Source organism: Enterobacter sp. TMH.L2, from assembly GCF_050847315.1.
In the GTDB taxonomy this organism is placed as follows: Bacteria; Pseudomonadota; Gammaproteobacteria; order Enterobacterales; family Enterobacteriaceae; genus Cedecea.
In genome coordinates this window covers 3,468,829-3,494,361 of record NZ_CP193791.1, presented here as the reverse complement: position 1 = coordinate 3,494,361, position 25,533 = coordinate 3,468,829, and the positions used below count along the sequence as shown (strand labels likewise).

Here is a 25,533-nt window from a genome sequence, read left to right as displayed (position 1 = left end):
AATTATCCAATTAATACTTTGGGACATCCGGCCACGATGGTGCCGCCGTGGGCACAGCTATCGCCCATACGCGCTGCTGGTTTTTTGCCGATCAGCACCTTTGTGCTGCCCATCACAATGGAGTCCACCGGGCCTACGCAGGTTGCCATTGAACCTACCGTCGCCGCGGGTAGCCCACCGATCAACACGGTGGGAGCGCCGGGGGGTAAAATGGGGCCGCCTACATGAGGCAGAGGCGGGAGACCCGGAGCGACCATCGGGCAGACATGCATGTCAGAGACGCGGGCTGCAGGTTGAGCCATCAGGAAGCCTCCTTAGTCAGGCATCGCTGTATAAGGTGACGAGCGCCTTCAACGGGAGTTTCTCCCAGCTCGACGGCCAGCATAACGAGCGCGCACTCAAGCATCCGGGAGGAAAGCTGCGGCTCGGGATACACCGGGGGCAGATCGTCTGGGCTCATGCTACCGTTGGCCCAAAACAGCGAAAGTGCCAGGGCACCTGTGGGGGAGTTAAGGTCCTGGCTTTGAGCCTGTTCAAAAATACGCCATCTGCGCGCGTTATCGTACTGGCTAAACTGCTGATTCATCTCGCTAAGAAGTGGATGTAGGCTCGGCGGAACGGCTTCGCGAAGCAATGCGACGAGCTGCGAACCGAGTCGATTGGCGGGCAGGGAATGTGCCCAGCATGTTAGAGCCTCCTCCCACCGACCTTCCTCCAGCAGCTTGTCTGGATTGAATTCGTTCTGTGTCATGGTTTGTTTTTATCCAATGTTGATAATGCCGCCAGAGATAGTGGTCATGCCGCTGCCAGAAACGGTGGCCATCGCGCCTTTAAGTTCGACGGTTCCGCTGCCTTCAACTTTCACCATGGCGCCTTTCAATTCAGCGCCAGCGCTGCTTTCAACCTTGAATGCTGCACCGTTGATGGTGATGCCACTGGTTGAAATGGCTATCTTGTTGTTGCCGACTTTTAGTTCGATAGACTGTGTGGATTCAATGCTTAGCGCTTTCTCCACTTTGACGCTGCCACTGCCGCCTGCGACGTCCAGGATGTAGTGGCCATTTTTAATTTTGGTGGTGATGTTCCCGCTGATTTCCTGTTGCCAGTTCCCTTTTTCCAGGGTGAGGTTCAAATTTCCCTCTTTCAGCAGCAGCAGGTCATTACCTTTGGTGAGTTCGGTGCTGCGGTTGGCTGCGATGGTGCTGGTAACATCATTTTTAACGGTCAGCTCGAGATCCTTCTGAGCGACAATGGTCATTAACTCTTCGCCCTTTTTGTCGTCGAAGCTCAGGCGGTGCCCGTCTTCGACGCTGCCTTTTGTTGCACTGCGGGTCACGAATCCGCTCTGTGTTTTTTGCGCCGGCAGGTCGAAAGGTGGTTTGTTTTGACCGTTGTAGACCGTACCGGTGACCAGGGGATAATCGGGATTTCCCTGGATAAAGCTCACCAGAACTTCGCTACCGACTCTGGGAATAAACTGCGCCCCAAACTTCCCACCGGCCCAGGTTTGCGCCACGCGCACCCAACAGGAGCTGGCATCGTCGTTTTTGTTTTCTTTATCCCAGGGGAACTGGATTTTGATACGGCCATACTCATCGGTGTGGATCTCTTCCGAGTCGGGGCCGACGACGGTGGCCGTCAGAATGCCTGGGATTTGAGGCTGCTGGTGGAGAAAAGGGGGATGCCAGGGCTTGTCGGCGTGGGTGGCTTCAATCTGGCATTGGCTACTGCTGCTGTCATCAAAATTATTGCTTACCACAATGCTTATCGCGTGGATAAGGTATGCCTGGTCTCCGGCTGGATGTTCTTTAAGATCAAACGTTTCCCCTGCATTTAACCAGTGAGCCTGCACTGTTGCAGAAAAGAACTGATTATTGGCTTCACAGGCCGCAAGGGTGTTTTTGGCTTCCTGAGTAATCAGCGCGCGTTCACCCTGCGGGGTGATGTCGACAAACATGACGGACTCGTTGTTAGCCGCTTTGCCGCTGGTTTTTTGTAGATCTTCAATTGCAGCAGACTGCTGCATATTGACGCCATGCAGCGCCACGCCTCCAGGAAGCAGCGTTGCCGAGGACTCAAGTTTGGTGATGGTGCCCTCAGAAATCACATCGCCATGATGGTGCCAGAGTAACGCTTTTCCAGGCGTCGGCTTATGGCCGGCTGCGTGATCGGTCAGGACTAAGGTGTGCCCGCTTTCACTGTGTTTGAAGTAGTAGTAGATCCCTTCGTCTTGCAAAAGCCGCTGAATAAAGTCAAAGGCCGATTCGCGGTATTGCACGCAATATTCGCGTTTGTCATACGTGCCGTTGAGCTGAAGGTCTAGCTGGCTAATCTTGTGTTCATTGAGCAAGTCATGAACCAGATCCGGTACGCTGATATTTTGCCAGACGCGCATTCCCCGGCCGTGTTTCAGCTGAGAAAATGCAGGCTCCAGCGTCAGGATGCATTCGCCTTCTTCAGATGTGCGTTGGGCATAGCGAATCCGGGTCACAACGCCATGCAAAACGCGCTGGGGGAGTTCATTACCGCCGCCCCCTATCTGGCAGGAAACTTCCTGCCCGTGCCAGCGCAGTAATTCCGCTTCCTTTTTATGCGTCAACGAATGGAGTTCGTATTCATAAGGAACGAACAACGACTCCTTTCCAGCCAGAGAAACGAGGCGCAGGTCGTTGGCAATATCCCCATTCCACCGAATGAAGTGGTTTTCCTGATCCGTTTTAAGTTGATTGCTATTTAACATGAAGTACATCCTGATGAGAGGACAGGGGCAGGGAGCCGTACCAGATGCAAGTGCGACTCGTTATTTTGTCCAACGCAGAGATCTAACCCTAAGGCACTCATACCAAGCCCACGCGGCGCCAGGTTGGCGCTACTGATTACCAGAGAGACAGAGAAATCCACCACGGGACCGACATAGTCCCGGATGCAAGACCAGACGGCCTCTCTGGCCTGGCCTGAAGAGGCAAACTGGCGTGATACTTCTGGTGACATGGGGCCAAGTATCACGTCGAAATGGGAATGGACTTCGAGGCGCGCGCTTCCAATCATTGGCGCCGTGGATAATGTTTGGGTTGGGTTATTTAGTTGGCAGCGCTCTTCTTTTTTCACTTCGCGCCATCCGCCAGTGAAGGGCACGATGCTGGCCTCAACGCCAAATCTTTGGCTAAGCCAGCGCTCAAGATTCACCATTGATCTCACGGGGGATGAAAAAAGAGGGGCATGCATTGTTAGCGCCTGCGCGTTAGCTTCAGCCAGCAGGCCTGTTAACGATAGCAGCGCAAGCTGCAGCGGTTTTTCCTCTTGAGATTCTGCCTGGGCGCAAAGGTGATGCTTTTGCCATGCCAGGTAATCAAGGCAGTAAAGGCGGTGCCCGAAGAGATCGATAAAGGCTTTAGCGCTGAGATCGCTGTAACGGTACTGGCGTTCAATCATCCATTCCGTATACGCCGTCGGAAGTGCACCCATTGCACCCGTTAATCCGTTGATCCAGGTACTAACTGCGATGGGGGCATCATCAGAGGCCTGACTCAGGGCTTCGACTTGCCCATCGGGTGCATCCATCGAAAGCGTGGAGGTTATTCGCAGTTTTTTATCAAGCAGCTTTTCATCAGGAATATTGCCCTTTCTCAGCTTACGTAGCAGCAAGCGGATCTGCTGGTACCAGTTGAATTTGCTGATAACGGGGATCATAGCCATGACAGTCTCCCCGCTCTCACGGGCCAGATGCGCGTGGTTTGTGATTCTTGTTCAATGACGGTTGTCAGGCGGGTGAAGCTGTTGACCGGTGCGTAAAGCGCCAACAGGCGATCGAGTAAGCAGCAAAGCAGGTAATAATCGGGTTCTCCCAACGCATCGTGGCAAAACGTCAGGGATATTGATATTCCCCGTGCAAGCGAGTGAGGATCGTTGCTAATCAGCCTGGCCGTCACGGGTTCACAGGATAAGTGCTTTATCATATTGACCAGGCGGGCTTTTTCGGTGTCTCCTGCAATATTGTAAAGTGCCAGCATATCTTTCAGGCGTTGAGCCCCATGCACGCCATCCAGCAACTGATGATTGAGTGAAAGCTGTGAAAGGAAACGCCAGCGCAGAGCGCTTTTTTCCAGTGGGCTTATCGGGCTGGTAGGGTGCGTGAGGCAGGTAATCTTCAATCCTGCAATAGGGGCTGAGGAGTCAAAATCGCCCTCATGATGGCCATACTGCAGTTGATGTGGCAGCGCGTGGTTAGTACAGGTCGTGTTGATGGTAATAATTTCTGGGCTTTCAGAAGGTTGACGCGTTTTGTGTTCGCTAAATGCGATAAAATGTTTTAATTCCAGACTGTTTCCGGTGGGGAGTTCACGACGTAATACCTGCCAGCTAAGTCCAGCGTCCTGCTCGTTGGCGGAGGCAACGTGGCTCTCTAAGAGAGGCTGCACGGGCAGATGTTCAATACTGTTATTCACTTTCCGCTGCAGGGAAACTTGATGCACTGCCCACACATGAATCTGATTTTGATGACGAGCATCGGGCACAATGGGATAGTCTGGCTGGCTATTGGTCAGCGTGATCGGTTCTGCTCGCTGCGGAAATAGATTAATGGCTGGCGTGCAGTTGAGGCGGAAAAAGTTTTTGTCGACTAATTCGGCCAGTTTTTCCAGACGTTCAGTTAATGCATTCCGTTTTATTACTGCCTGTAATTCAAATACCCCATTGCCCTGTACACTGAAGCCATCAGGAAGCTGGATGTCGATAAAAGAGAACTTCTGTGGAAACCAGAAATAATCCATTAATAAGATATGAATGGGGGCGATCCGGGGATCTGGCGTGAGCAGCGCTTCACCAGCATCAAATCCCACTGAGGACAATACATGGGGCTCTAAAGATATGCTGATATCATTTTGGCGGAGAAATAACCTTTCAACCTCAGAGCAGAGTAAAGTGTAAAGCGTATTTACGGCATTAACGGGACCATGCAGATAAATACGCACTCGCTCGTTAGCCAGTTTTGCTCCAGGCCAAACCTGGAAAAGTAATTGTAGCTTCCAGCTTAACGCATCGCTGTCAAAACTAAGTTTTGCCTCGTTAACAGACAAAGGTAACAACGTTACCGGATAGATTGTTTGAAATTGATAAGGTAGCTCTGGGCTTTGTCGTGTAAAAAGAGACGTACCTGCATCAAACCTATTTTTGTCAGTAATTCCGGAACGCAAAGTATCCGGCGTGATCGTTACAATACACGTTGACGGTAATGTCCGTAGAAATTGAGGTGCAAGGGTGTTGAGTAATGCATCAACAACTTCGGGGATGTCATCATCCAGCCGTTGATGGATGCGGGATGTTAATAGTGCAAAAGACTCAATGAGGCGACTGATATGAGGGTCTTCTGACTCACCTTCAACAAATCCGAGACGACGCGCGATTTTCGGAAAACGGTATGCAAAAACCTTTCCGTGTTCCTTTAAAAACCGAAGTTCTTTCTGATAATAAGAAAGTAATTTATTCATGGAGATAAAATCTTCCGTTACAGTCGTCCCATTCCAGCTCGAAGAGCACAGGGGATTGATCGTAATATCCTTGCAGCGTGAAAATAATGTTTTGGTTATTGCCCGTATGGCTTGCTACCGAAATGCTTGTCAGACGAGGTTCAAATCTGTCAATAGTATTCATTAAGCGTTTTTCTATTGTTGATTTACGCGTATTTACTTCATGTACTCTGCTGAATGATTCGTCTATGCCATAATTTAATATCGATGCGTTAACATACTGGACCGTTTCAATGTCCGGAGTGCGTGAGCGGGAAGTCAGCAGCATCATCAACTCTTTTAATAATGTATCCTCTGGCCTTTCTTCACAGTGGTAATCATCCTCAAATTCAAAAGGATGATTATCACTGAGTCTGGAAAGAAGCGAAGGTATCATTATGGCGTTCCTGTTCCCACCCATAGGGACTATGGGCGGGAGAATTTTATTTCAGCACTTTTTCTGGAATGCTATATTTAATCGGCCCAATCTTATCGAGGCCTGATTCTGTAGCATTGGCAACGTTAAAGACAACTTCAACCATTCCTTCAAATGAGAAGGTCAGGTTAATGAAAAGTTGGTCACGCATTTCAAAGCTAAGGCTTTGAATTGTACAAGTGGAATATACAGCGCGCTGTATTTCATAGTCCGCGTCAAATTTATCAGAACCACGGTGTACGATGGTAATCGTTACGTCTTTGTGACCTCTTTTTAGATAGTTTTCAAATATCTTGCTGGTTTCTTTCGTTACCAGAATAGACATCTGAACGGAGTCAAAATAGGTTCCGTCAGGGCCAGAAAAAGTATTCAGACCAGCAGGGGCGTAGCCCTCCATCCATTTGCTGTATTTCTTCTCTTCTGAAGAGCCTGCAATGGTTTTTCCATCAATCTTAACTTCAATAAATTGGCAGTCTTGCAATTTAGCCATAAAAAACTTCCTCTAGTGGTGATATTAACAACATGAAATAATTAGCCCGCAGCAGATGGCAATTCAGCTACCAGGCGTAGAGACATACTTAATCCCTCAAGTTGGAAATGAGGTTTTAACCATGCAATTGCTTTGTAGGTACCCGGTAATCCTGGTACTTCTACAACATTAATTTGGGCTTCACGGAGTGGAAAACGTGCTTTGGTTTCAGGGCCTGCATTATCTGAGGCGACGACATATTGCATGATCCACTTCTGCAAATATTCCTCACATTCACTGCGGGACATAAAGCTACCGACTTTGTCCCTGACGATAGATTTGAGGTAATGCGCAAAACGGGATGTCGCAAGCAAATAAGGTAGCTGGCTTGATAAGCGAGCGTTGGCATTTGCTTCATCGGAGTTGTAAAGACGCGGTTTATTAATAGACTGTACGGCAAAAAAGGCCGCATAGTCGGTGCCTTTACAATGTACTAAGGGAATAAAACCAAGATCGGACAGTTCTTTTTCGCGACGATCGGAAATGGCTACCTGCGTTGGGCACTGCAAAGTGTGCTCTCCGCTTTCAGAAACATAGGTATAAGCCGGCAGTGACTTAACCAGTCCGCCGCCTTCTACACCACGAATGGATGCACACCAGCCATATTCTTCAAATGATTCAACAATACGACCCGCGAGCTCCCACGCGGAGTTAATCCAGAGGTAATCCTGTCCTGCGGCATCTTCCTTGATGGACTCTTCAAAAGTGAAAGTTTCCGCCGGGATTGTTTTTGTACCGTAAGGGAGTCGGCCAAGGACGCGAGGCAGCGTAAGGCCAATATAGCGACTGTCGTCATTTTGACGGAAAGAACGCCAGCGGGCGTAGTCGGTGGTGTCGAACATTTTTGCAAGATCGCGCGGGCGTGGGATCTCCGAGAAATCATTCATTGACAGCATGCCAGGGGCTACGGCGCTAAGGAACGGTGCATGTGCCGCAGCGGCAACGTGCGAAATTTGCTCCAGTAAAGAGATGTCCTGAGGGGTATTGTCGAACTGGAAATCACCGACAAAGGCAGAAAAAGGTGTGCCACCAAATGTGCCATACTCACTTTCGTAGACACACTTAAAGAGCATCGACTGGTCAAAATCACTGGCGGATTTAAAATCTTTAATCAGATCCTGCTTGGTACATTGCAGCAAGCGAACCTGCGTATTTTCAGTTACGCTGGATTGGATGAGTTTATGCAAACCGCGCCAGGAAGATTCTTTTTTCTGAAACTCTGGAGCATGAATAATTTGGCTCACTTGTTCAGACAACAGGACGTCAATAGCGGCAATTCGCTGTTCAATACTGCCAATCAGATCGCTGGATATAACAACTTCGCCGGAAAGGACTTCGGACAGGAAATTATTCAGCTGAGACTTCATGCGGTCGCGGTCGGACTCACGACGAATAGCCTGGGTATTATCGATAACCTGATTAAGATAATCATCGTTAAACGAGGATTCTACCACTGCTTCCTGCATTTGTTCGGTGCTCATTCTTGATCGTCCCCACCTATCTCAGTTTTACCTGCTAAGGTATTTTGCTCTTTAGCCATTTCCAGGAGTTGTTCTTTTAGACGTTCATTACTTGCAGCCCGATTTTTGAGATCGCTAAGCTGCTCACGTAAATCCATGAGCTTTTTAAGCGGTTCTACCTGGCGTACAACATTGTCTGGAGAAAAATCATCAATGCTATTGAAGGTCAGCGAAACGGCCAGTTTTCCATCCGTACCCGTAAGCGTGTTATCCACCAAAAACTCAGCTTCAGGTTTCATTGAACGCATAACCTCATTAAAGTTGTCTTTATCAACATTAATGAATTTACGATCTTTCAATGTATCGGAACTTTGGGTGAAATCACCCATCACACCCACAACCAAAGGGAGTTCCTTTGCCGTTTGTGCATCACCTATTTCAACATCATAGGTAATTTGTACTCGCGGTGGGCGAGCTTTATCCAATTTATGTTGTGTATTGCTCATAAGTTTATCCATTAAATAAAAGATTGAGTGTTAAAACATTATTTAGCAAAAAAAAAGCCATGCAGTTAGCGTCAAGGCCGTTGGAAGCCATTTCTTAAATGTGGTGTTATGAAAGAAAACACCGATGACAAAAAATATTTAACAACTCTACTGAGGTTTTTATAGCTAAATCCTCACAATCAGAATCATGAAATGATATTGCTATGATCCTTATTATTTATCATGTCTGTGACCGGCAAGTGCAATCGCCATTATCTGTTAGTTGAGAAATTAGACAGGAAGGTGTATTTCATAGCAATGAAAATGTTATTAATTAATCATTATTAATCAAAACAGTAAAAGTGAATGGGTAGGAAATTAAATTTCCGGTCTTAATTAAGATGGGCCTTAACTTGTTTAGCTTTTTGTCTTTGTGTTAAGATCATTATTTGGGTATGGTCCTTTCTCCGGTACTGTTGCCTATTGTGGTTTCTCATAATTGAATAGTACACGGAGTTGAATACATGCCTATTGGAGACTAAGGATAAGTGGAAATGGAGCAGTGTAGCTCAAGTGGTTCATATAACTATATGATAAATGATGAGATAATCTTCAATCCTGATAAGCGAGTTTTGTATCGTGTGGATGACGAGGCCAATGTTGAAACTCTTAATACCCCCACAACAAAATGCTTTCTTTTGCTAATATCACGCAACGGAATCGTTGACCAGGCAACTATATACTCATATGTCTGGGGTGAAAATGAGAGCATGATCACACCCAACAATCTATATCAAAATATTTCGCTCATTCGCCGCGCGCTATCAAAGTTAAGTCCAGGTATCAATTTAATAAAAACAATCCCCAGAATAGGTTTTTCGATAGATACCGAGATAAAAGTTGAAAAAATTCCTTCGGAGAAAGTTGAGTATGATGAAAGCCATGAGCGCCATGAAAATCCGATAGAGGTAAAAAAAGAGCCAGCTCCTGGTGTTAATGTTGCTCCAAACGACGTTGTAAAAAATAAAATACTCCATCCTATGGTCATCATTTCATTGGCTGTCTTGACTACCATTGCCTCGGCGTTATTTGTTTCCAGTACATCACGTCAGTCTTCGTACTTTCTTAGCTATCATGCGTACCTTAATAATGATGGTTGCAATATATATACCTCAGTAACGACACAAAGAGATATCAAGTTTGTTACCGATAAGTTAATCAGCAAATGTGAAAGAACGCCATGGAATTATGTTTCCTACAGTAATCTATTTTCTGATATTTCTGTTATTTCATGTGCGCAGCCGCTGGGAAGCAATAAAAAAAATAGTTGCAAGTCAGCTTATTTTTTTGTGGGGAGTTGATGTGTGAATAATAGACGATATTTAATGATGATATCATTTCTTGTTTTTTTACTTATTGTTGTCATCTCGGTGGGCGTGCTACGGCGTTATCATGCCAATCACTTTAGCTGTAATGGGGTATATTCTGTATCTTACAATGACGTTGTGCTTCATGCTAATGCGCGAATGACATTTTCCGGCAGTGAAGGAACGGCTGTTCTAAGTGGAGTACTCGAAAGTGATTCAACTAAAGTCAGTAATATTGTTATTTCTACAATGTTTGATGTTAAGAGGGTTAAAGAATCATTTGTACTGACTGCAACAAAAAATACAGTTGAACTAAGTGATGAAAAAGAAAAGATTGAAAGGATTTTGCCGGAGTTTTATTATAACAAAGGGTCGAGTGTGATTTATGATATTCTTCCTCAGGGAGACGATTACCTTTTTTTAAGAGGAGGGATTCCGGTATTTTTCTGCAAGCGATAATATAGCTCCATTCATTTATAGTTCAGGCTTTCTTAAAAAAAACACGTTATGCCACCTCAAGCGTGGGGTGGTCTTTTCCTATATATTTAATTTTTATTTAATAGGGATGAAATGGTGTTGCTTAATGTTAAATTAGAATGTCATTGTTATTCAGTGAATGCCATTTTTTTTGCATTGATCTATTTATTTAGTTGACCTGGATGGTAGTGTCTTCTAAATTGATACCGGCGCACCAAAATAGTATCCTTGCATATAATTTACTCCGCATTTATGAAGTAAATCTCTTTGGTTTTTTGTTTCAACACCCTCAGCAACAAGTATGGTATTGACCAGAGAAGATAAATAAACTAACGATTTTATCGTACTTTCATAAATCAGACTGTTACCATGAGTTAGAGACAATTCCCTGTCGAGTTTGAGCATATAAAACCCCATTGCTTCAATGTATTTTATGGATATGGAGTTGTTGCAAAAATTAATTGCAATATCTATATTGTTTTCTGACAGTGATTTTATTGCATCAATCATGCTATCTGTCAGTATTGCTCCATTGCCTTCCACCAGCGCCAGAACGAGTTTTATGTCTTCTCTTATCTTTTTCCTGAACGAGAGCAAATACTTCATGAAAGAGGTGGACAATAGTTGATTGGGAATAATATTGAAGCTGATGAAGCCATCAGGCGGTAGCTTGTCAGTGATCTCCTCTATTCGCTCATTGACATGTCTCATTAAGGATATCGTCAAGTGGTTGTATTCTACGTTTGACTTGAAGATGTGTACCAGTGAGTCTGGTGATAGGTATTTTTTAATGGGCGTTTCCTTCATCACCCTAAGTAATATTTCAAAGCCAATAATGCGGCCTGTGTTACAGTTTGTCACTGGCTGTGAATACGGTTCTATAATATATTTAAACACTGTAAGCCTTTATAAGTGTATTGAATCTAATAGAAAATAATACCGCATAATTTCCCTTCAGATAATTTCAGGTGAAGTTGTTATTGATTGTCTTCAGTCTTTTTGATGTTTTTTTAATGATTGGCTCCTTTTAATGACCCTAAGCAGGGCTAAACTTTAACGATAAAATTGTTATCTGTAAATAAATACAAACTTAATTTTCCCTGTTTAGTCTTAAGCACCTGGTGGAACAACGTGAGGGTGTTAAAAATAATTCTTATTTTTTTATCATCGAAAAAAAAGTCTTAATGGGGCGATTTATGCGCAGTAGTCCGTGAAAAAGAGAACTTCGCCGTTTGCTATGCATAAAGGCTTACCGTCGGTATTTTTTCATCGAGTTTACTAGCCGTTAGGACTGAAAAAACGGTTATTTTTACTAAAAACAGATGCATGTCCCTTGGCTTGCTTTACACTATGTGGCAAACAAAGAGCTGCGTCCGATAGGAAAAAAGATGGCGACATTGAAAGACATTGCGGTTGAGGCGGGCGTTTCGCTGGCGACGGTTTCACGGGTGTTGAATGACGACCCCAGCCTGAATGTGAAAGAAGAGACCAAGCGGCGGATCCTTGAAATCGCGGAAAAGCTGGAATACAAAAACAGCAGTTCGCGCAGAATGCTGGCTAATCCCGTGGGTCAGCATCATTTTTTGGCTCTCTACAGCTATCAGCAAGATCTGGAAATTAACGATCCCTACTATCTGGCTATTCGCCACGGTATTGAGACGCAATGTGAGAAACTCGGGATCGAACTAACGAATTGTTATCTCGGGCATTCTTTGCCTGAGATGAAAAAGGTGACCGGCGTCCTGGTGGTGGGCCAGCCTTCCGACGCGACGCGCGAAACCTTGCGCGCGATGACAGATAATCTCTGCTTTATTGACTTCCATGAACCGGGTAGCCAGTACGATGCCGTAGACATTGACCTGGTGCGTATTGCTAAAGAGGTGATCGATTTCTTTATTGCCCAGGGCATGTCGCGCATCGGTTTTATTGGCGGTCAGGATAGGCCGGGAAAAGCCGATATTCGTGAGATAGCATTTGCTGAATATGGCCGCCTGAAGGGAGTGGTGTCCGAGAACGACATCTGGCGCGGTGGTTTCTCGAGCTCATCAGGTTACGAACTGGCAAAAGCGATGCTCGCCCAGGAAGATTACCCCTCTGCGCTATTTGTGGCATCTGATTCCATTGCGATTGGCGTATTACGTGCCATTCACGAGCGCGGACTAAAGATCCCGGACGATATTTCGCTGATCAGCGTGAACGATATCCCCACCGCACGTTTTACCTTCCCGCCGCTTTCCACGGTGCGTATCCATTCCGAAATGATGGGCAGCCAGGGCGTTAATCTGCTGGTTGAAAAAGCCCGTGATGGCCGAGCCCTGCCGCTCAATGTCTTTGTTCCCAGCGTGCTTAAACTACGCGGTACCACGCACTAGCTTACTTTCACGCCGGAGAACAATCGTTTTCCGGTGGTCTCCCTGGTCTGTCGATATCCCCCTGTCCTGAACGCTCATTTTGTGATCGAGTTAAAGCAAATCGCCTTCGCTCGTTTTATTTAGTAAAAATTTTACTAAAATTAAGCGTAATTATTTAGTCAGTACAGGGAGGCGAGATGAATCGCTGGGAAAATCTGCAACTTACTCATGAAAACAGGCTGCCGCCGCGCGCCTATTTCTTCGCTTATGATTCACTGGCGAAGGCCCGCTCGTTTGTACGTGAAAACAGTAGCCACTTTTTGTCCCTTAGCGGGCAGTGGAACTTCCGTTTCTTTACTAATCCGCTCTTAGTTCCAGAGGCATTTAGCACAGAGTTGATGGCGGAGTGGGGCACGATTACCGTGCCGGGAATGTGGCAGATGGAAGGCCACGGCCAGCTGCAGTACACCGACGAAGGTTTTCCTTTCCCTATTGATGTGCCGTTTGTGCCGAGCGATAACCCAACGGGGGCGTACCAGCGGATGTTTACGCTGGGCGAAAACTGGCAGGATAAACAAACGATTATCAAATTTGATGGCGTAGAAACTTACTTTGAAGTCTACGTGAATGGCCGGTACGTTGGGTTCAGCAAAGGGAGCCGCCTGACGGCCGAGTTTGATATCAGCGCGGCGGTGAAAACCGGCGATAACCTGCTGGCTGTCCGCGTCATGCAGTGGGCGGACTCGACCTATATTGAAGACCAGGACATGTGGTGGACGGCGGGGATTTTCCGCGATGTTTACCTGGTTGGGAAGCATCCCCTGCATGTTCAGGATTTCACGCTGCGTACCGATTTCAGCGACGACTACCGCAACGCGACCCTTGCCTGCCAGTTGATGCTGGAAAACCTCACAACCCAGGCTGCAGGAGCCACGCTGGAATACACCTTGTTTGATGGCGACACCGCGCTTTATCGCGGGGTGAAAGAGCATTTAACGGTTGATCGGCAGCTCAATATCGACTTTTCGATTGACGTCAAAGCACCTCAGCAGTGGTCGGCGGAAAATCCTTATCTTTACCAACTGGTGATAACGCTCAAAAATGCGATGGGTGAGGTGCTGGAAATCATTCCCCAGCGCGTGGGATTCCGCGATATCAAGGTGCGCGATGGCCTTTTCTACATCAACAATCACTATGTGATGCTGCACGGCGTTAACCGCCACGACAATGATCACCTCAAAGGCCGGGCCGTGGGGATGGATCGCGTTGAAAAAGACCTGCAGCTAATGAAGCAGTACAACATCAACTCAGTGCGAACGGCACATTATCCAAACGATCCACGTTTCTATGAGCTGTGTGACATCTATGGCCTGTTCGTCATGGCGGAAACGGATGTGGAATCGCACGGTTTTGCCAACGTCGGTGACCTGAGCCGCATCACGGACGACCCCGCCTGGGAGCACATCTACGTAGAGCGCATTGTGCGTCACGTCCATGCCCAGAAGAACCACCCGTCGATCATCATCTGGTCACTGGGAAATGAATCTGGCTACGGCTGCAATATTCGCGCGATGTATCGCGCCACAAAGGCGCTGGATGACACCCGGCTTGTGCATTACGAAGAAGATCGTGATGCGGAGGTCGTCGATATTATCTCGACCATGTATACCCGCGTTCCGCTGATGAATGAGTTTGGCGAATATCCCCATGCCAAACCACGCATTATCTGTGAATACGCCCACGCCATGGGCAACGGGCCCGGTGGGTTAACGGAGTACCAGAACGTCTTTTATCAGCACGAAAGTATCCAGGGGCATTACGTCTGGGAATGGTGCGATCATGGTATCCAGGCCACCGATGAAACTGGCGCGGTGCGGTACAACTACGGCGGTGACTATGGGGATTACCCTAACAACTATAACTTCTGCCTGGACGGGCTGATTTTCTCCGATCAAACGCCCGGGCCGGGGCTGCAGGAATACAAACAGGTTATTGCGCCGGTTAAAGTCCGGGCCGAAGATCTTCCGCGCGGCTTGCTGCACGTTGAAAATAAACTGTGGTTCTCAAGCCTGGACGATTACACCCTGAACGTCGAAGTGCGCGCCGAAGGCCAGACACTTTCCAGCCAGCGGCTAAAAGTTGAGGGGCTGGCGGCCAACAGCGGCCGCGATGTAGCCATAACATTGCCGGCGCTCGACGAACGCGAAACCTTCGTCAATATCACCGTGACCAAAGACTGCCGCACGCTCTATAGCGAAGCCAACCACCCGATTGCGGTTTATCAGTTCCCGTTAAAAGCGAGCACGTTGGCAAAAGTACCGCACTGCAATACCAGCGCGACGCCGCTGCAAATCGTTGATGACCGCCTGAGCTATCGTGTCATCGGCCACAATTTCCAGGCTGTGTTCTCAAAAGTCAGCGGCAAGCTTACGGCGTGGCTGGTCAATGGGGTCGAACAGGTGACGCGTGAGCCGAAGATTAACTTCTTCAAGCCCATGATAGATAACCACAAGCAGGAGTTCGAGGGGCTGTGGCAGCCGGCACATTTGCCGATTATGCAGGAGCATTTACGCGGATTCAGCGCTGAAATGCACGGCGATGCCGTGACGATCGTTACGCAGACTATCATCGCCCCGCCGGTGTTTGATTTTGGTATGCGCTGTACCTACCGCTGGCAGGTCACCCCGCAAGGGCATATCAACGTCGAAGTGCAGGGCGAGCGCTACGGTGATTACCCGCATATCGTGCCGTGCATTGGCTTTACGTTAGGGATTAACGGCGCCTTTGAACAGGTGGATTATTACGGCCGTGGCCCGGGCGAGAACTACGCCGACAGCCAGCAAAGCAACATCATTGACCTCTGGCATACCACCGTGGACGACATGTTCGTCAATTATCCCTTCCCACAGAATAACGGCAATCGCCAGCACGTGCGCTGGGCTTCATTGACCGATCGCCACGGCAGCGGCCTGCTGGTTGTGCCGCGCCAGCCTATCAACCTCAGTGCCTGGCATTACACCGCTGAAAATCTGCATGCCGCGCAGCACTGCAATGCGCTGCAGCGCAGCGACGACATCACGCTAAACCTTGACGTTCAACTGCTCGGACTCGGCTCCAACTCGTGGGGAAGCGAGGTGCTGGACAGCTGGCGCGTGTGGCTCCACGCCTTCAGCTACGGTTTTACGCTGTTGCCGCTGGAAGGCGGGCGTAACACCTCGCAGGCGCTGGTTAATCACGATTTCGGCGCAGATTTCTTTTCTCCTGTTTCACATAGCGAGGCTGAACAATGAGAGTTCTCGAGAATTTAGAACAGTTTAAGCAGATCTATCACAGCGGCCGGAAGTGGCAGCGCTGCGTGGAAGCTATCAATAACGTCGACAACATTCGTCCCGGCGTGGCCCATTCCATTGGTGATTCCCTCTCATACCGGGTGAGTACCGACAGCTGCACCGACGCGCTGTTTGTGGGGAGTCGTCGCTATTTTGACGTGCACTACTACCTGCAGGGTCGGCAAAAAATTGAGTTTGCGCCGAAAGAGCAGTTGAAAACGGTGGCCTGCTACCGGGACGAAACCGACCGGGAATACCTGAAAGGCATCGGCGACATCGTGACGGTGACCGAAGGGCAGATGGTGATCTGCGACCCCGAGGAAGCTTACCGTTTCATCAGCGATGAGTGGGTAAAAAAAGTGGTCCTCAGAGTCACGATTGAAGACGGCTATTTCCTTAATAAATAACGCCAGTTTCGATGCGTACCACGGCCAGCGGTATACTCCGCTGGTCTTCCCTGTACCCTCCCCATGACGGGGATGTGAATTTTCGGAGGACGTATGTCCACATCCATTCGGGCAAAAATAGGCAAGTTTGCCCTGCTGTCGATGGCGTTTACGGCGGTCTTTAACGTACGAAACATCGTCAATAACAACATTGAGTTAGGCCTAAGCTCGGCGCCGATTTTCTTATTTGCGACGGTGGTGTACTTCATTCCCTTCGTCTTTATCATCGCCGAATTTGTTTCGGCGAATAAAAATTCTGAATCAGGCATGTACGCCTGGCTGAAACAGCCGCTGGGCACGCGGGCGGCCTATCTGGGGTCGTTTCTTTACTGGTTTGTGAACCTGTTCTTTTTCCTGTCGCTGCTGCCAAACGTGGTGGCCTATGCCTCCTACGCCATCATGGGCTACGCCATTCCGTTCTCACCGATGATCACGTCGTTGATTTCGATTGTGCTGTTTGCGATGGCGACGCATATCTCGACCAAAGGGGCGACGTGGCTGGGGAAAATCTCAGAGTGCGTGGCCTATGGTGTCTTTGCGCTGTTTGCTATCTACGTGGTCGGGGCATTAACGGCGTTGGGCAGCGGGCACGTTCCTGCGCAGCCGATCACGCTGGAAGCGATGGCACCAACCATCAACTGGGCCACCTTGGGCATTATGTGCTGGATTTTTCAGGCGGCAGGCGGGGCAGAAACCGTTGCGGCGTATCTGAATGACACCAAAGGGGGCCAGAAATCCTTCATCAAAGTGATCATTACCGCCGGAGTGCTGATTGGCGGCATGTACGCGCTGGGCTCGCTGTTGGTGAACGTTTTTGTCGCGCGGGAAGATCTCACTTATGCGGCCGGTATGGTAGAAATCTTCACCGGCCTGGGCGCATATTTCCATGTTTCTGAAGCATTAATGGGGCGATTTGTCGGCATTATTCTGTTTATTGCCATTTTCGGCAGCATGATGATGTGGACTGCCGCGCCGGTCAAAATCCATTTCTCGGAAATTCCGGAAGGCATTTATGGCAAGAAAACCACTGAGCTGAATGAGCACGGCGTGCCGGTACGGGCGGCCTGGTGGCAGTTTGTCTTCGTACTGTTAATGCTTATCGTCAACGGCTTCGGCTCCGCCAGCGTCCAGCAAATGATGAACACGGCCATTAACCTGACGGCGGGCACGGCCATGCTGCCGCCAATATTTATTATGGCGGCTTACTTTGTCTTCCGTTGGAAACACGATGACACGCCGCGAGATTTCCGTATGGGGTCAAGAAAAGTGGGGATGGGCGTTGTCTCCATGCTGATGCTGATCTTTGTCGTCAGCATGACCGCCTCGGCATTCCCACCGGGGGTCGATCTGGTCAACGCGTTCTTTATTAACGTCTTTATGACGGCAGTATTCTCGGGCCTGGCCTGGTGGTGGATCAGTCGCTTTGAGAATAAACAGAAGGCAAAGCGGCAGAGCAGCCCGGATTTCGCCTCCCGACCATCGAAATAATTCCGCCCCTGGCCAGCCGTTTTGCGGCTGGCTAAGCCTTCACCCTCCCGCCATTTTCGCGATGGGGTTAAAGCAAACTGGTTTTTTGTTTTTTACTAAATTTTTACCAAAATAAATTCTAAAAATTAACGTCCTCTTCCCTACAAAAGAACGCAGCCCTGAAGACTGCGTGGAGATGTGTTATGTCTGAGACGAAGCGTAATACTATCGGTAAATTCGGTCTGCTCTCCCTGACGTTCGCGGCCGTGTACAGTTTTAATAACGTCATTAATAACAATATCGAGCTTGGGTTAGCGTCGGCGCCGATGTTTTTCCTGGCCACGCTGCTTTATTTCATTCCGTTCTGTTTAATCATCGCCGAGTTTGTTTCGCTGAATAAAAACTCGGAGGCCGGGGTTTATGCCTGGGTTAAAAGCGCGCTGGGGGGGCGCTGGGCTTTTATTACGGCCTACACTTACTGGTTTGTTAACCTGTTCTTTTTCACTTCTCTGCTGCCGCGTGTTATCGCCTATGCATCCTACGCGTTCCTCGGGTATGAATACATGCTGACGCCGGTCGCCACCACGGTGCTGAGCATGGCGCTGTTCGCCTTATCAACGTGGGTTTCAACCAATGGGGCAAAAATGCTGGGGCCAATCACCTCGGTGACATCTTCCCTGATGCTACTGCTGACGCTCTCCTATGTCTTATTGTCAGGGGCGGCGCTGGTGGGCGGTATTCAACCGGCAGACCCCATCTCCGTAGAGGCGATGATTCCCAACTTTAACTGGGCATTTCTTGGGATCACAACCTGGATATTTATGGCGGCGGGCGGGGCCGAATCGGTGGCCGTGTACGTCAACGACGTGAAAGGCGGGTCTAAATCCTTTGTGAAAGTGATAATCCTGGCCGGAATATTTATCGGCGTACTGTATTCCGTCTCCTCGGTGCTGATTAATGTTTTTATCAGCAGTAAAGAGCTGAAATTTACCGGGGGATCGGTACAGGTTTTCCACGGCATGGCGGTCTATTTCGGTCTCCCGGAAATCGTGGTCAACCGCTTCGTGGGCCTGGTGTCATTTACCGCGATGTTTGGGTCGCTGCTGATGTGGACGGCAACGCCGGTGAAAATCTTCTTCTCGGAAATCCCCGGCGGTATTTTTGGTGAAAAAACCGTGGCGCTAAATAAAAACGGCGTGCCCGCGCGTGCCGCCTGGATTCAGTTCCTGATTGTGATCCCGCTGATGATTATCCCCATGCTGGGCTCCAGCACCGTCCAGGATTTAATGAACACCATAATCAACATGACAGCCGCTGCTTCCATGTTACCCCCGCTGTTCATCATGCTGGCGTATCTCAATTTACGCCGTAAATACGATCATCTGCCGCGTGATTTTAAAATGGGATCGCAGAGAACCGGCATGGCCATCGTCTCAATGCTCATTGCGATTTTCACCGTCGGTTTTATCGCCTCCACGTTCCCAACCGGCGGCAATATATTGACGATCGTTTTCTATAACGTGGGGGGAATAGTGATTTTCCTGGGCTTCGCATGGTGGAAATACAACAGATACATCAAAGGATTAACTACAGAAGAGCAAGTAAAGGAAGCCAGGCCGGTGGTGCATACGGTCTGATCTCAACGGCACGTCATCGCAGACGCTGGTTTCCATAAAGGCTGGATGCCCCCGGCCAGAATAGCCGGGGGCGGTTTGAAATACTGGGTCGGAACATCATTAATCAAAACTGACAAACCGGCAGGGCAAACAAAACGGCAACCGCCCGGCCGAAGGCTCAGTAATAGCAACGACTTTACCGGCAAGTAACTTCATAACGTTCCCCATTTCATTCATGAAATTCCGAATCTCAATATGAATCTTTCTGTTAATTTTCCTGATGTGTGTCGTCGGATGATTTCAACGGGTTATCCGTAAGCCTGTGTTCGGGTTGTGCAATAAAAACCCTGGTTCTTGCTTTTTAATTCAATGCCGGGTGGGTAAGAATGGAAACGTCTCACTCTCCTTCAGAACGGAAACATATAGGTTGCTCTAAGAGGAAAATTTTCGCCTTAAATAGGGGGGCAGGCTTGAGCCTTAACAAGGCCATGCAGCAGGACGTTCTGGCAAAAAAGAATGGACAATGCGGTGGTGGTGTTGTTTCACAGTGACTTGCAACAAGGGAGCCTGAACGATAATGGGGCAGAGAAAAAAAAGAATTCAGTAGAGGTGTGTTGACGTCAAAATGGTACGCCCTACAGGGTTCGAACCTGTGACCTACGGCTTAGAAGGCCGTTGCTCTATCCAGCTGAGCTAAGGGCGCACGGAGTAATGCAGAGAAACATTACGGCTTGATGCGGGGTGGATTATACGGTCAGCACCTCTTGAGTCAATGGCTTTTCAACCACCTGCGCGACAAATGAGCATAAACCTACATCAGTGCCTGACAGCGGGCCGCGCATCTGACAAAATAGCAGCAACCCCCTTCCTTTAAGTTTACAGATGGAATTCTCTCTCTGATGGCAGCAAAGATTATTGACGGTAAAACGATTGCGCAGCAGGTCCGGCTTGAAGTTGCTGAAAAAGTAAAAGCCCGAGTTGCTGCAGGAAAACGTGCCCCTGGTCTGGCCGTTGTATTGGTGGGAGCGAACCCTGCGTCCCAGATTTATGTCGCGAACAAACGCAAAGCCTGCGAAGAGGTTGGTTTTGTCTCCCGCTCTTATGATTTGCCGGAAACCACCAGCGAAGCGGAGCTGTTAGGGCTGATCGATGCGCTAAACGCGGACGCCGAGATTGACGGCATTCTGGTACAGCTGCCGCTGCCTGCCGGGATCGATAACGTCAAAGTGCTTGAGCGTATCGACCCGGACAAAGACGTGGATGGCTTCCATCCATACAACATTGGCCGCCTGTGCCAGCGTGCGCCGCGCCTGCGTCCGTGTACCCCGCGCGGTATCGTGACGCTGCTTGAGCGCTACAACATCGACACCTACGGCCTGAACGCGGTCATCATTGGCGCGTCCAACATCGTGGGTCGCCCGATGAGCATGGAACTGCTGCTGGCCGGTTGCACCACGACCGTAACGCACCGTTTCACCAAAAACCTTCGCCAGCACGTTGAGAACGCCGACCTGGTGATTGTCGCCGTGGGCAAACCTGGCTTTATTCCGGGTGAATGGATTAAAGAAGGCGCTATTGTGGTGGACGTCGGCATCAACCGTCTGGAAAGCGGGAAAGTGGTCGGGGACGTAATTTATGATGAAGCAGCCGCCAAAGCCTCGTATATTACGCCGGTTCCGGGTGGCGTAGGCCCAATGACGGTTGCCACCCTAATTCAGAATACCTTGCAGGCCTGCGAGGAATATCATGATGTTGATGGAGAGTAATAATGGCGACCTTCTCATTAGGTAAACACCCTCACGTTGAACTGTGCGACTTGCTCAAGCTGGAAGGCTGGTGTGAAAGCGGCGCGCAGGCAAAAGCGGTGATTGCCGAAGGCCTCGTGAAGGTGGACGGTGAAGTTGAAACCCGCAAGCGCTGCAAAATTGTGGCGGGGCAGACCGTCGTCTTTGAGAGCCTGAGCATTACCGTTCAGCCTTAATCGCGCGCGCCCTTTTCAGAACGAAAAGGGCTGGCATCAACTCTCCTTGCCGTTTGGGTGAAGGAGAGTTGCAGAGCCTTTCCCGCCTCAGAACCAAATTACCTTATCAATACCAGGCTTAAAAACCTGCGTCACTTCAAATATTCGATAACAATATGGCAACAGCGCAGAATTCAGTTGCGGGGCAAAAACCGTTTCGGCACTCTAGGTAGAACGTTCTACTAGAACGTTCTACCTACCATAAAAACGCGTGAACAGACAAAACGCGGTTACTGCGTCTGCACCGGGGGAAACGTCCATGAGTCTGTTGTCCAGTGTTGTTAAATCGTTATCAAAGCTTTCCATGATTGGCCGTGCGTTAATGCTGCCTATCTCTCTGCTGCCTGCCGCAGGTTTACTGCTGGCGTTCGGCGATAAGTTTCACTTACCGCTGATGATGAATGCGGGCGGGGTTATCTTCGATAACCTGCCAATGCTGTTTGCCATCGGTTCTGCCGTGGGTCTTGCTGCAGAATCGGGTATTGCCGCGCTGTCGGCGGCGGTGTCGGTGTTTATCATCAACATTACCATTGGCACCGTCATGCACATCACGCCGGAAATGGCCTCTGCGGGCGGGAAATATGCCATGGTGGTCGGCATCCCGACGCTGCAAATGGGCGTTTTTGGCGGGCTAATCTCCGGTATCCTGGCGGCGTGGTGCTACAACAAATTCCACACCATGCAATTGCCGGAATTCCTCGGCTTCTTCTCCGGCAAGCGTTTTGTCGCCATCGCGACGGCGTTTCTCTCCTTCCTGTTGGGGATGGTGTTGCCGTGGGTGTGGTCGTACATTCAGTCCGGTATTGATGCGCTGTCGGTGGTGGTTAATGGGGATAATCAGGCCGCATCAACCTTTATCTTCGGGCTGGTTGAGCGCGCTTTAATCCCGCTGGGTCTGCACCACATCTGGTATCCGTCCTTCTGGTACTCCTTCGGGGAATACACCACCCATACAGGGCAGGTGATTCACGGCGACCAGACGATTTGGTTCAAAATGCTGGAAGAGGGCGTGAAGTCCTTCAGCAGCGACAGCTACCAGAATGCGGGTAAATTCATGCAGGGCGAGTTCCCGCTGATGCTGTTCGCGCTGCCTGCGGCCTGTCTGGCGATGTACCATGAAGCCAACACCAAGAATAAGAAAATTGCCTCCGGTATTCTGTTCTCCGCGGCGCTGACCTGCTTCCTCACCGGGATCACCGAGCCCGTTGAGTTCACCTTCATCTTCGTGGCTCCGATTCTGTATGTGTTCAACGCGGTGATGGCCGGCCTGTCTTATATGTGCATGTACCTGCTGCATGCCCATATCGCCAAATCGTTCTCCGCCGGGATGATCGACTACATCTCCTTCGGGATCCTGCCGTCGTTCAACGGCTACCAGACTAACTTCCTGATGGCGGTGGTCGTGGGCGTGCCGATGGCGCTGATTTACTACTTCACTTTCCGCTTCGTGATTCGCCGTTTCGACGTGAAAACGCCGGGCCGTACCGAAGTCACCGCTAACGCGGGAGACAAAACCGACACCGAACTGGCGGGCGATATCATCGGCCTGCTGGGCGGGGCACCAAACATCAACTCTGTGGGCTCCTGCATTACCCGCCTGCGCCTTGAAGTGGACGACAGTTCGATGGTCGACAAGGACGGCCTGAACAGCCTGGGCGCTCGCGGCGTGGTATTCGTCGGCGATTCGGGTATCCAGGTCATATTTGGTGCCAGAGCGCAATTTATTGCACAGACAATGTCGACGATGATCGGTAAATAATGTAATACCTTTCGGCCTCCTGTATGTTTCAGGGGGCTGAAATTTATGGATGTGCGGTTACAGGGGTGGAATGAAAAAGGTCAACATCATTGATGTCGCTGAGCTTGCGGGCGTATCGGTTTCGACGGTTTCGCTGGTGCTTCGCCAGAAGGGCAAGATCTCTGAGGCGACCATTGATAAGGTCAATGCCGCTATCAAGGAACTCGGCTATGTGCATAACGTTGCCGCCGCCAACCTTCGTTCCAGCACCTCTAACCTGATTGGCCTGATTATTCGTGACTTTAACAACTCTTTCTCCGTCAACGTCACCGCGAGCGTTGTTCAGCAGCTCGAAAAACAAGGCTACATGGTGTTTCTTGGCCAGCCGCGCGACGGAGAGCAACAGCTGCGCAACTGTCTGACCTCGTTTAGCCAGCAGGGCGTAGCCGGGGTCATTTATCTGGCCGCCGACTGCCACTCCGCTGAGGTTCCCCAGGCCATTACCGACTGCCCTCTGCCCACGGTGGTTATCTCTGAATCAACCATTACCAGCACCCGCGATGTGATTGGGCGGGATAATCGTCAGGCCGGTAACCAGGCCACGCGTTTTCTCATTGAGCGCGGCCACCGCAATATTGCCTGGCTGGGAGGCACAAAAAGCTGTCTCATCCGCGCCGAGCGGCTGTCTGGCTACCGCAGCGCCCTGCAGCAGTATGGCTTGCCGTTCAGAGAAGAGTGGGCGCCGGAATGTGCGGACGACACATCGGCTTCGGCTTTTGCCACGCGCCTGATGCTGGAAAAGAGCAACCAAATTACCGCCATGCTGTGTCATTCTCCGGCGGCGATCATTGGCGCCATCACCGGTATTCAGCAAGTGGGTCGTACCGTTGGGAAAGACGTTTTCTTAACGCAGCAGGTCTCGCTGATTGGTTTTGAGGATATGATGTACATTAATCTGACCTCGCCGAGCTTTACCTATGTTTCTGCCTCCAGTGAAGAGACCGGGCGACAAGCCGCCGCATTAATTGTCAGCAAAATTAAACAGCCGGAACTTCCTGCCCAGAGAATTATCATTTCTGGTGAACTGGTGCCGCGCGAATCTGCATAACGGGAAGTATATTATCCGTCCGTTATTATTATGCTATTAATCCCTTCCACCCACATTAATGGCATATTATTAACGCATTATTTTCATTTTTATTTCAATTAATCATGAAATCAGCCTGAGATTGCAAACCGCATATATTCTGGTCAGAATAGTCGCTTCTCTTTCAGAATTTTCTCTTAAATATGCTCAAGCGAATTCTTCTCTCTCTATTATTAATGCTGGGTTTTTATACCGGAAACGCGCTGGCGGTTGATTGCCAGCGAGCGGCCAGGCCGCTGGAAAACACCATCTGCAATAACGACACCCTGCACTGGCTGGACAGCACGATGGGCGCCATTTATCGCTCTATGCTGGTGAAGGGTAATGGCGCGCAGGTGCATAAAGACTATCTGGAGTGGGAAAAATCGCTTGAAAACTGTACCACCGACGGCTGTATTGAACGAGCCTACTATGAAGGCATCAGCCGAATTTCCGGGGTGAAAGAGGGCTTTGACTGGCAGGGTACATGGTGGAACATCACGGCAGCTAATCGAAGCGGGGGCAAATTAACCTTTAGCCGTAATGCAGAATGGTCATTAACCCTTGATATCAGAGCCTGGGCTGGCATAAACCATGACGACTTCACCGCTGAGGCCCAGAAAATATACGGCATGGTGATAGTGGAGAAAGTACAAAGCACCAGTAACTGTAAACTGCTGCTTATCCCGAGGCAGAATGGCTCAATCCAGGTGCACAGTAATGGCGAATGGGGCTGTAAATTGTCGATGCCGGTGGGGGTATTTGTTGACGGACGCTATGTGAAAAGCGCCAAGGACCCACGTCCGAAAGCCACGTTGCTGTCCATTGGTATATTCCCGGATGTTGAAACCGACAATCGCTTCAGAGAGATGGTGGGCAATGACTACCAGAATTTTGTGGATGCCGCAAATGTCTATATCTATCAGGATGATATAGATAATATTGGCGCGAAGGTGATTGCCATGTGGGTACGGGGTGAAGCCAATCGCCATACGGCAATTATCATGTACACCCCGGAAGGTAAAATGTGGGCGGCGCGAACGTCGCCGGGTAAAAAAGGGGGGCAGGAAGCCAAGTTTTACCGCTCGAAGAGCAATGAGGCAGACCCGCTGCCGCGCACTATCCGGGGCTGGAAGCTGCGGTTTTTAGATAAGTAGCTTTGCTCAAGCCGCCACTTCTTTC

At 49.4% G+C, this 25,533-nt stretch carries 22 protein-coding genes and 1 tRNA gene; 12 read left to right on the top strand and 11 right to left on the bottom strand.

Annotation, left to right across the window (positions count from 1 at the left end; genetic code table 11):
- Positions 1-2: 2 nt before the first annotated feature.
- The 9 genes from ACREYP_RS16850 to tssB are packed head-to-tail and all read right to left on the bottom strand — an operon-like array spanning position 3 to position 8,435.
- The gene (locus tag ACREYP_RS16850) at positions 3-302 is read right to left on the bottom strand and encodes a PAAR domain-containing protein (RefSeq protein WP_166875959.1); all 300 of its coding nucleotides are present in this window, start codon (positions 300-302) and stop codon (positions 3-5) included.
- The gene (locus tag ACREYP_RS16845) at positions 302-751 is read right to left on the bottom strand and encodes a DUF6931 family protein (RefSeq protein WP_008455958.1); all 450 of its coding nucleotides are present in this window, start codon (positions 749-751) and stop codon (positions 302-304) included. The genes ACREYP_RS16850 and ACREYP_RS16845 overlap by 1 nt, the downstream gene beginning before the upstream one ends.
- Before the next feature lie 9 nt (positions 752-760).
- Positions 761-2,740, bottom strand: a complete 1,980-nt coding sequence (locus ACREYP_RS16840) for a type VI secretion system Vgr family protein (protein ID WP_336818538.1) — start codon at positions 2,738-2,740, stop codon at positions 761-763.
- Positions 2,734-3,696 (bottom strand): type VI secretion system baseplate subunit TssG, encoded by a 963-nt coding sequence (gene tssG / locus ACREYP_RS16835; RefSeq protein WP_336818539.1) that lies wholly within the window; start codon positions 3,694-3,696, stop codon positions 2,734-2,736. Before tssG ends, ACREYP_RS16840 begins: the two co-directional genes overlap by 7 nt.
- On the bottom strand, positions 3,687-5,486 hold the full coding sequence (tssF, locus tag ACREYP_RS16830) for a type VI secretion system baseplate subunit TssF (RefSeq protein ID WP_336818540.1): 1,800 nt from the start codon (positions 5,484-5,486) through the stop codon (positions 3,687-3,689). The genes tssG and tssF overlap by 10 nt, the downstream gene beginning before the upstream one ends.
- The gene (locus ACREYP_RS16825; protein WP_008455967.1) at positions 5,479-5,901 is read right to left on the bottom strand and encodes a GPW/gp25 family protein; all 423 of its coding nucleotides are present in this window, start codon (positions 5,899-5,901) and stop codon (positions 5,479-5,481) included. The genes tssF and ACREYP_RS16825 overlap by 8 nt, the downstream gene beginning before the upstream one ends.
- A 46-nt stretch (positions 5,902-5,947) precedes the next feature.
- On the bottom strand, positions 5,948-6,430 hold the full coding sequence (locus ACREYP_RS16820; RefSeq protein WP_336818541.1) for a hypothetical protein: 483 nt from the start codon (positions 6,428-6,430) through the stop codon (positions 5,948-5,950).
- 41 nt (positions 6,431-6,471) lie between these two features.
- Entirely contained in the window at positions 6,472-7,935 is a 1,464-nt protein-coding gene (gene tssC / locus ACREYP_RS16815) for a type VI secretion system contractile sheath large subunit (protein WP_442892458.1), read from the bottom strand.
- 11 nt (positions 7,936-7,946) lie between these two features.
- Positions 7,947-8,435: a type VI secretion system contractile sheath small subunit gene (tssB, locus tag ACREYP_RS16810; RefSeq protein WP_336818543.1), complete on the bottom strand. Its 489-nt coding sequence runs from the start codon at positions 8,433-8,435 to the stop codon at positions 7,947-7,949.
- Between the two features lie 533 nt (positions 8,436-8,968).
- Between tssB and ACREYP_RS16805 the strand changes: the two genes are divergently transcribed.
- Positions 8,969-9,775 (top strand): winged helix-turn-helix domain-containing protein, encoded by an 807-nt coding sequence (locus tag ACREYP_RS16805; RefSeq protein WP_336818544.1) that lies wholly within the window; start codon positions 8,969-8,971, stop codon positions 9,773-9,775.
- A 3-nt stretch (positions 9,776-9,778) separates the two neighbouring features.
- Positions 9,779-10,240 (top strand): YqeJ family protein, encoded by a 462-nt coding sequence (locus tag ACREYP_RS16800; RefSeq protein WP_166994516.1) that lies wholly within the window; start codon positions 9,779-9,781, stop codon positions 10,238-10,240.
- A 213-nt stretch (positions 10,241-10,453) separates the two neighbouring features.
- On the opposite strand, the gene ACREYP_RS16795 is transcribed toward ACREYP_RS16800, so the two are convergent.
- A complete protein-coding gene (locus tag ACREYP_RS16795) occupies positions 10,454-11,119 on the bottom strand; it encodes an EAL domain-containing protein (RefSeq protein ID WP_498881405.1) in 666 nt (221 codons plus the stop codon).
- 527 nt (positions 11,120-11,646) lie between these two features.
- Between ACREYP_RS16795 and ebgR the strand changes: the two genes are divergently transcribed.
- The 5 genes from ebgR (at position 11,647) to ACREYP_RS16770 (ending at position 19,488) form a co-directional block, all read left to right on the top strand.
- Positions 11,647-12,630, top strand: a complete 984-nt coding sequence (ebgR, locus tag ACREYP_RS16790; RefSeq protein WP_008455976.1) for a transcriptional regulator EbgR — start codon at positions 11,647-11,649, stop codon at positions 12,628-12,630.
- Positions 12,631-12,806: 176 nt separating this feature from the next.
- Positions 12,807-15,899: a beta-galactosidase subunit alpha gene (gene ebgA / locus ACREYP_RS16785; RefSeq protein WP_008455979.1), complete on the top strand. Its 3,093-nt coding sequence runs from the start codon at positions 12,807-12,809 to the stop codon at positions 15,897-15,899.
- Positions 15,896-16,345, top strand: a complete 450-nt coding sequence (locus ACREYP_RS16780) for a beta-galactosidase subunit beta (protein WP_008455981.1) — start codon at positions 15,896-15,898, stop codon at positions 16,343-16,345. The genes ebgA and ACREYP_RS16780 overlap by 4 nt, the downstream gene beginning before the upstream one ends.
- A 93-nt stretch (positions 16,346-16,438) precedes the next feature.
- Positions 16,439-17,872, top strand: a complete 1,434-nt coding sequence (locus tag ACREYP_RS16775; RefSeq protein ID WP_008455984.1) for an amino acid permease — start codon at positions 16,439-16,441, stop codon at positions 17,870-17,872.
- Between the two features lie 182 nt (positions 17,873-18,054).
- Positions 18,055-19,488, top strand: coding sequence for an amino acid permease (locus ACREYP_RS16770; protein WP_336818546.1), 1,434 nt, complete (start codon positions 18,055-18,057; stop codon positions 19,486-19,488).
- 605 nt (positions 19,489-20,093) lie between these two features.
- Here ACREYP_RS16770 and ACREYP_RS16765 read toward each other — a convergent pair.
- Positions 20,094-20,170, bottom strand: a tRNA-Arg gene (locus ACREYP_RS16765).
- Between the two features lie 196 nt (positions 20,171-20,366).
- Here ACREYP_RS16765 and folD point away from each other — a divergent pair.
- The 5 genes from folD (at position 20,367) to ACREYP_RS16740 (ending at position 25,508) form a co-directional block, all read left to right on the top strand.
- Entirely contained in the window at positions 20,367-21,233 is an 867-nt protein-coding gene (gene folD / locus ACREYP_RS16760) for a bifunctional methylenetetrahydrofolate dehydrogenase/methenyltetrahydrofolate cyclohydrolase FolD (protein WP_008455989.1), read from the top strand.
- A gap of 2 nt (positions 21,234-21,235) precedes the next feature.
- Complete coding sequence (gene ybcJ, locus ACREYP_RS16755) at positions 21,236-21,448, top strand: ribosome-associated protein YbcJ (protein ID WP_008455991.1); 213 nt, start codon at positions 21,236-21,238, stop codon at positions 21,446-21,448.
- A gap of 298 nt (positions 21,449-21,746) precedes the next feature.
- Positions 21,747-23,246, top strand: coding sequence for a PTS transporter subunit EIIC (locus ACREYP_RS16750; protein WP_008455993.1), 1,500 nt, complete (start codon positions 21,747-21,749; stop codon positions 23,244-23,246).
- Between the two features lie 70 nt (positions 23,247-23,316).
- Positions 23,317-24,333: a Mal regulon transcriptional regulator MalI gene (gene malI, locus ACREYP_RS16745; RefSeq protein WP_008455994.1), complete on the top strand. Its 1,017-nt coding sequence runs from the start codon at positions 23,317-23,319 to the stop codon at positions 24,331-24,333.
- Positions 24,334-24,515: 182 nt separating this feature from the next.
- Positions 24,516-25,508, top strand: coding sequence for a lysozyme inhibitor LprI family protein (locus tag ACREYP_RS16740; protein WP_034808137.1), 993 nt, complete (start codon positions 24,516-24,518; stop codon positions 25,506-25,508).
- The last annotated feature ends 25 nt before the right edge of the window (positions 25,509-25,533 follow it).

Excerpts from the sequence above, each read along its gene's own strand:
- tssF (WP_336818540.1), bottom strand. The coding sequence starts at position 5,486 with ATGAATAAATTACTTTCTTATTATCAGAAAGAACTTCGGTTTTTAAAG.
- ACREYP_RS16770 (WP_336818546.1), top strand. The coding sequence starts at position 18,055 with ATGTCTGAGACGAAGCGTAATACTATCGGTAAATTCGGTCTGCTCTCC.
- ACREYP_RS16740 (WP_034808137.1), top strand. The coding sequence starts at position 24,516 with ATGCTCAAGCGAATTCTTCTCTCTCTATTATTAATGCTGGGTTTTTAT.
- ACREYP_RS16775 (WP_008455984.1), top strand. The coding sequence starts at position 16,439 with ATGTCCACATCCATTCGGGCAAAAATAGGCAAGTTTGCCCTGCTGTCG.
- ebgR (WP_008455976.1), top strand. The coding sequence starts at position 11,647 with ATGGCGACATTGAAAGACATTGCGGTTGAGGCGGGCGTTTCGCTGGCG.
- ACREYP_RS16780 (WP_008455981.1), top strand. The coding sequence starts at position 15,896 with ATGAGAGTTCTCGAGAATTTAGAACAGTTTAAGCAGATCTATCACAGC.
- ACREYP_RS16825 (WP_008455967.1), bottom strand. The coding sequence starts at position 5,901 with ATGATACCTTCGCTTCTTTCCAGACTCAGTGATAATCATCCTTTTGAA.
- ybcJ (WP_008455991.1), top strand. The coding sequence starts at position 21,236 with ATGGCGACCTTCTCATTAGGTAAACACCCTCACGTTGAACTGTGCGAC.
- tssB (WP_336818543.1), bottom strand. The coding sequence starts at position 8,435 with ATGAGCAATACACAACATAAATTGGATAAAGCTCGCCCACCGCGAGTA.
- ACREYP_RS16805 (WP_336818544.1), top strand. The coding sequence starts at position 8,969 with ATGGAGCAGTGTAGCTCAAGTGGTTCATATAACTATATGATAAATGAT.
- ACREYP_RS16820 (WP_336818541.1), bottom strand. The coding sequence starts at position 6,430 with ATGGCTAAATTGCAAGACTGCCAATTTATTGAAGTTAAGATTGATGGA.
- malI (WP_008455994.1), top strand. The coding sequence starts at position 23,317 with ATGAAAAAGGTCAACATCATTGATGTCGCTGAGCTTGCGGGCGTATCG.
- ACREYP_RS16840 (WP_336818538.1), bottom strand. The coding sequence starts at position 2,740 with ATGTTAAATAGCAATCAACTTAAAACGGATCAGGAAAACCACTTCATT.
- tssG (WP_336818539.1), bottom strand. The coding sequence starts at position 3,696 with ATGGCTATGATCCCCGTTATCAGCAAATTCAACTGGTACCAGCAGATC.
- ACREYP_RS16845 (WP_008455958.1), bottom strand. The coding sequence starts at position 751 with ATGACACAGAACGAATTCAATCCAGACAAGCTGCTGGAGGAAGGTCGG.
- tssC (WP_442892458.1), bottom strand. The coding sequence starts at position 7,935 with ATGCAGGAAGCAGTGGTAGAATCCTCGTTTAACGATGATTATCTTAAT.
- ACREYP_RS16750 (WP_008455993.1), top strand. The coding sequence starts at position 21,747 with ATGAGTCTGTTGTCCAGTGTTGTTAAATCGTTATCAAAGCTTTCCATG.
- folD (WP_008455989.1), top strand. The coding sequence starts at position 20,367 with ATGGCAGCAAAGATTATTGACGGTAAAACGATTGCGCAGCAGGTCCGG.
- ebgA (WP_008455979.1), top strand. The coding sequence starts at position 12,807 with ATGAATCGCTGGGAAAATCTGCAACTTACTCATGAAAACAGGCTGCCG.
- ACREYP_RS16850 (WP_166875959.1), bottom strand. The coding sequence starts at position 302 with ATGGCTCAACCTGCAGCCCGCGTCTCTGACATGCATGTCTGCCCGATG.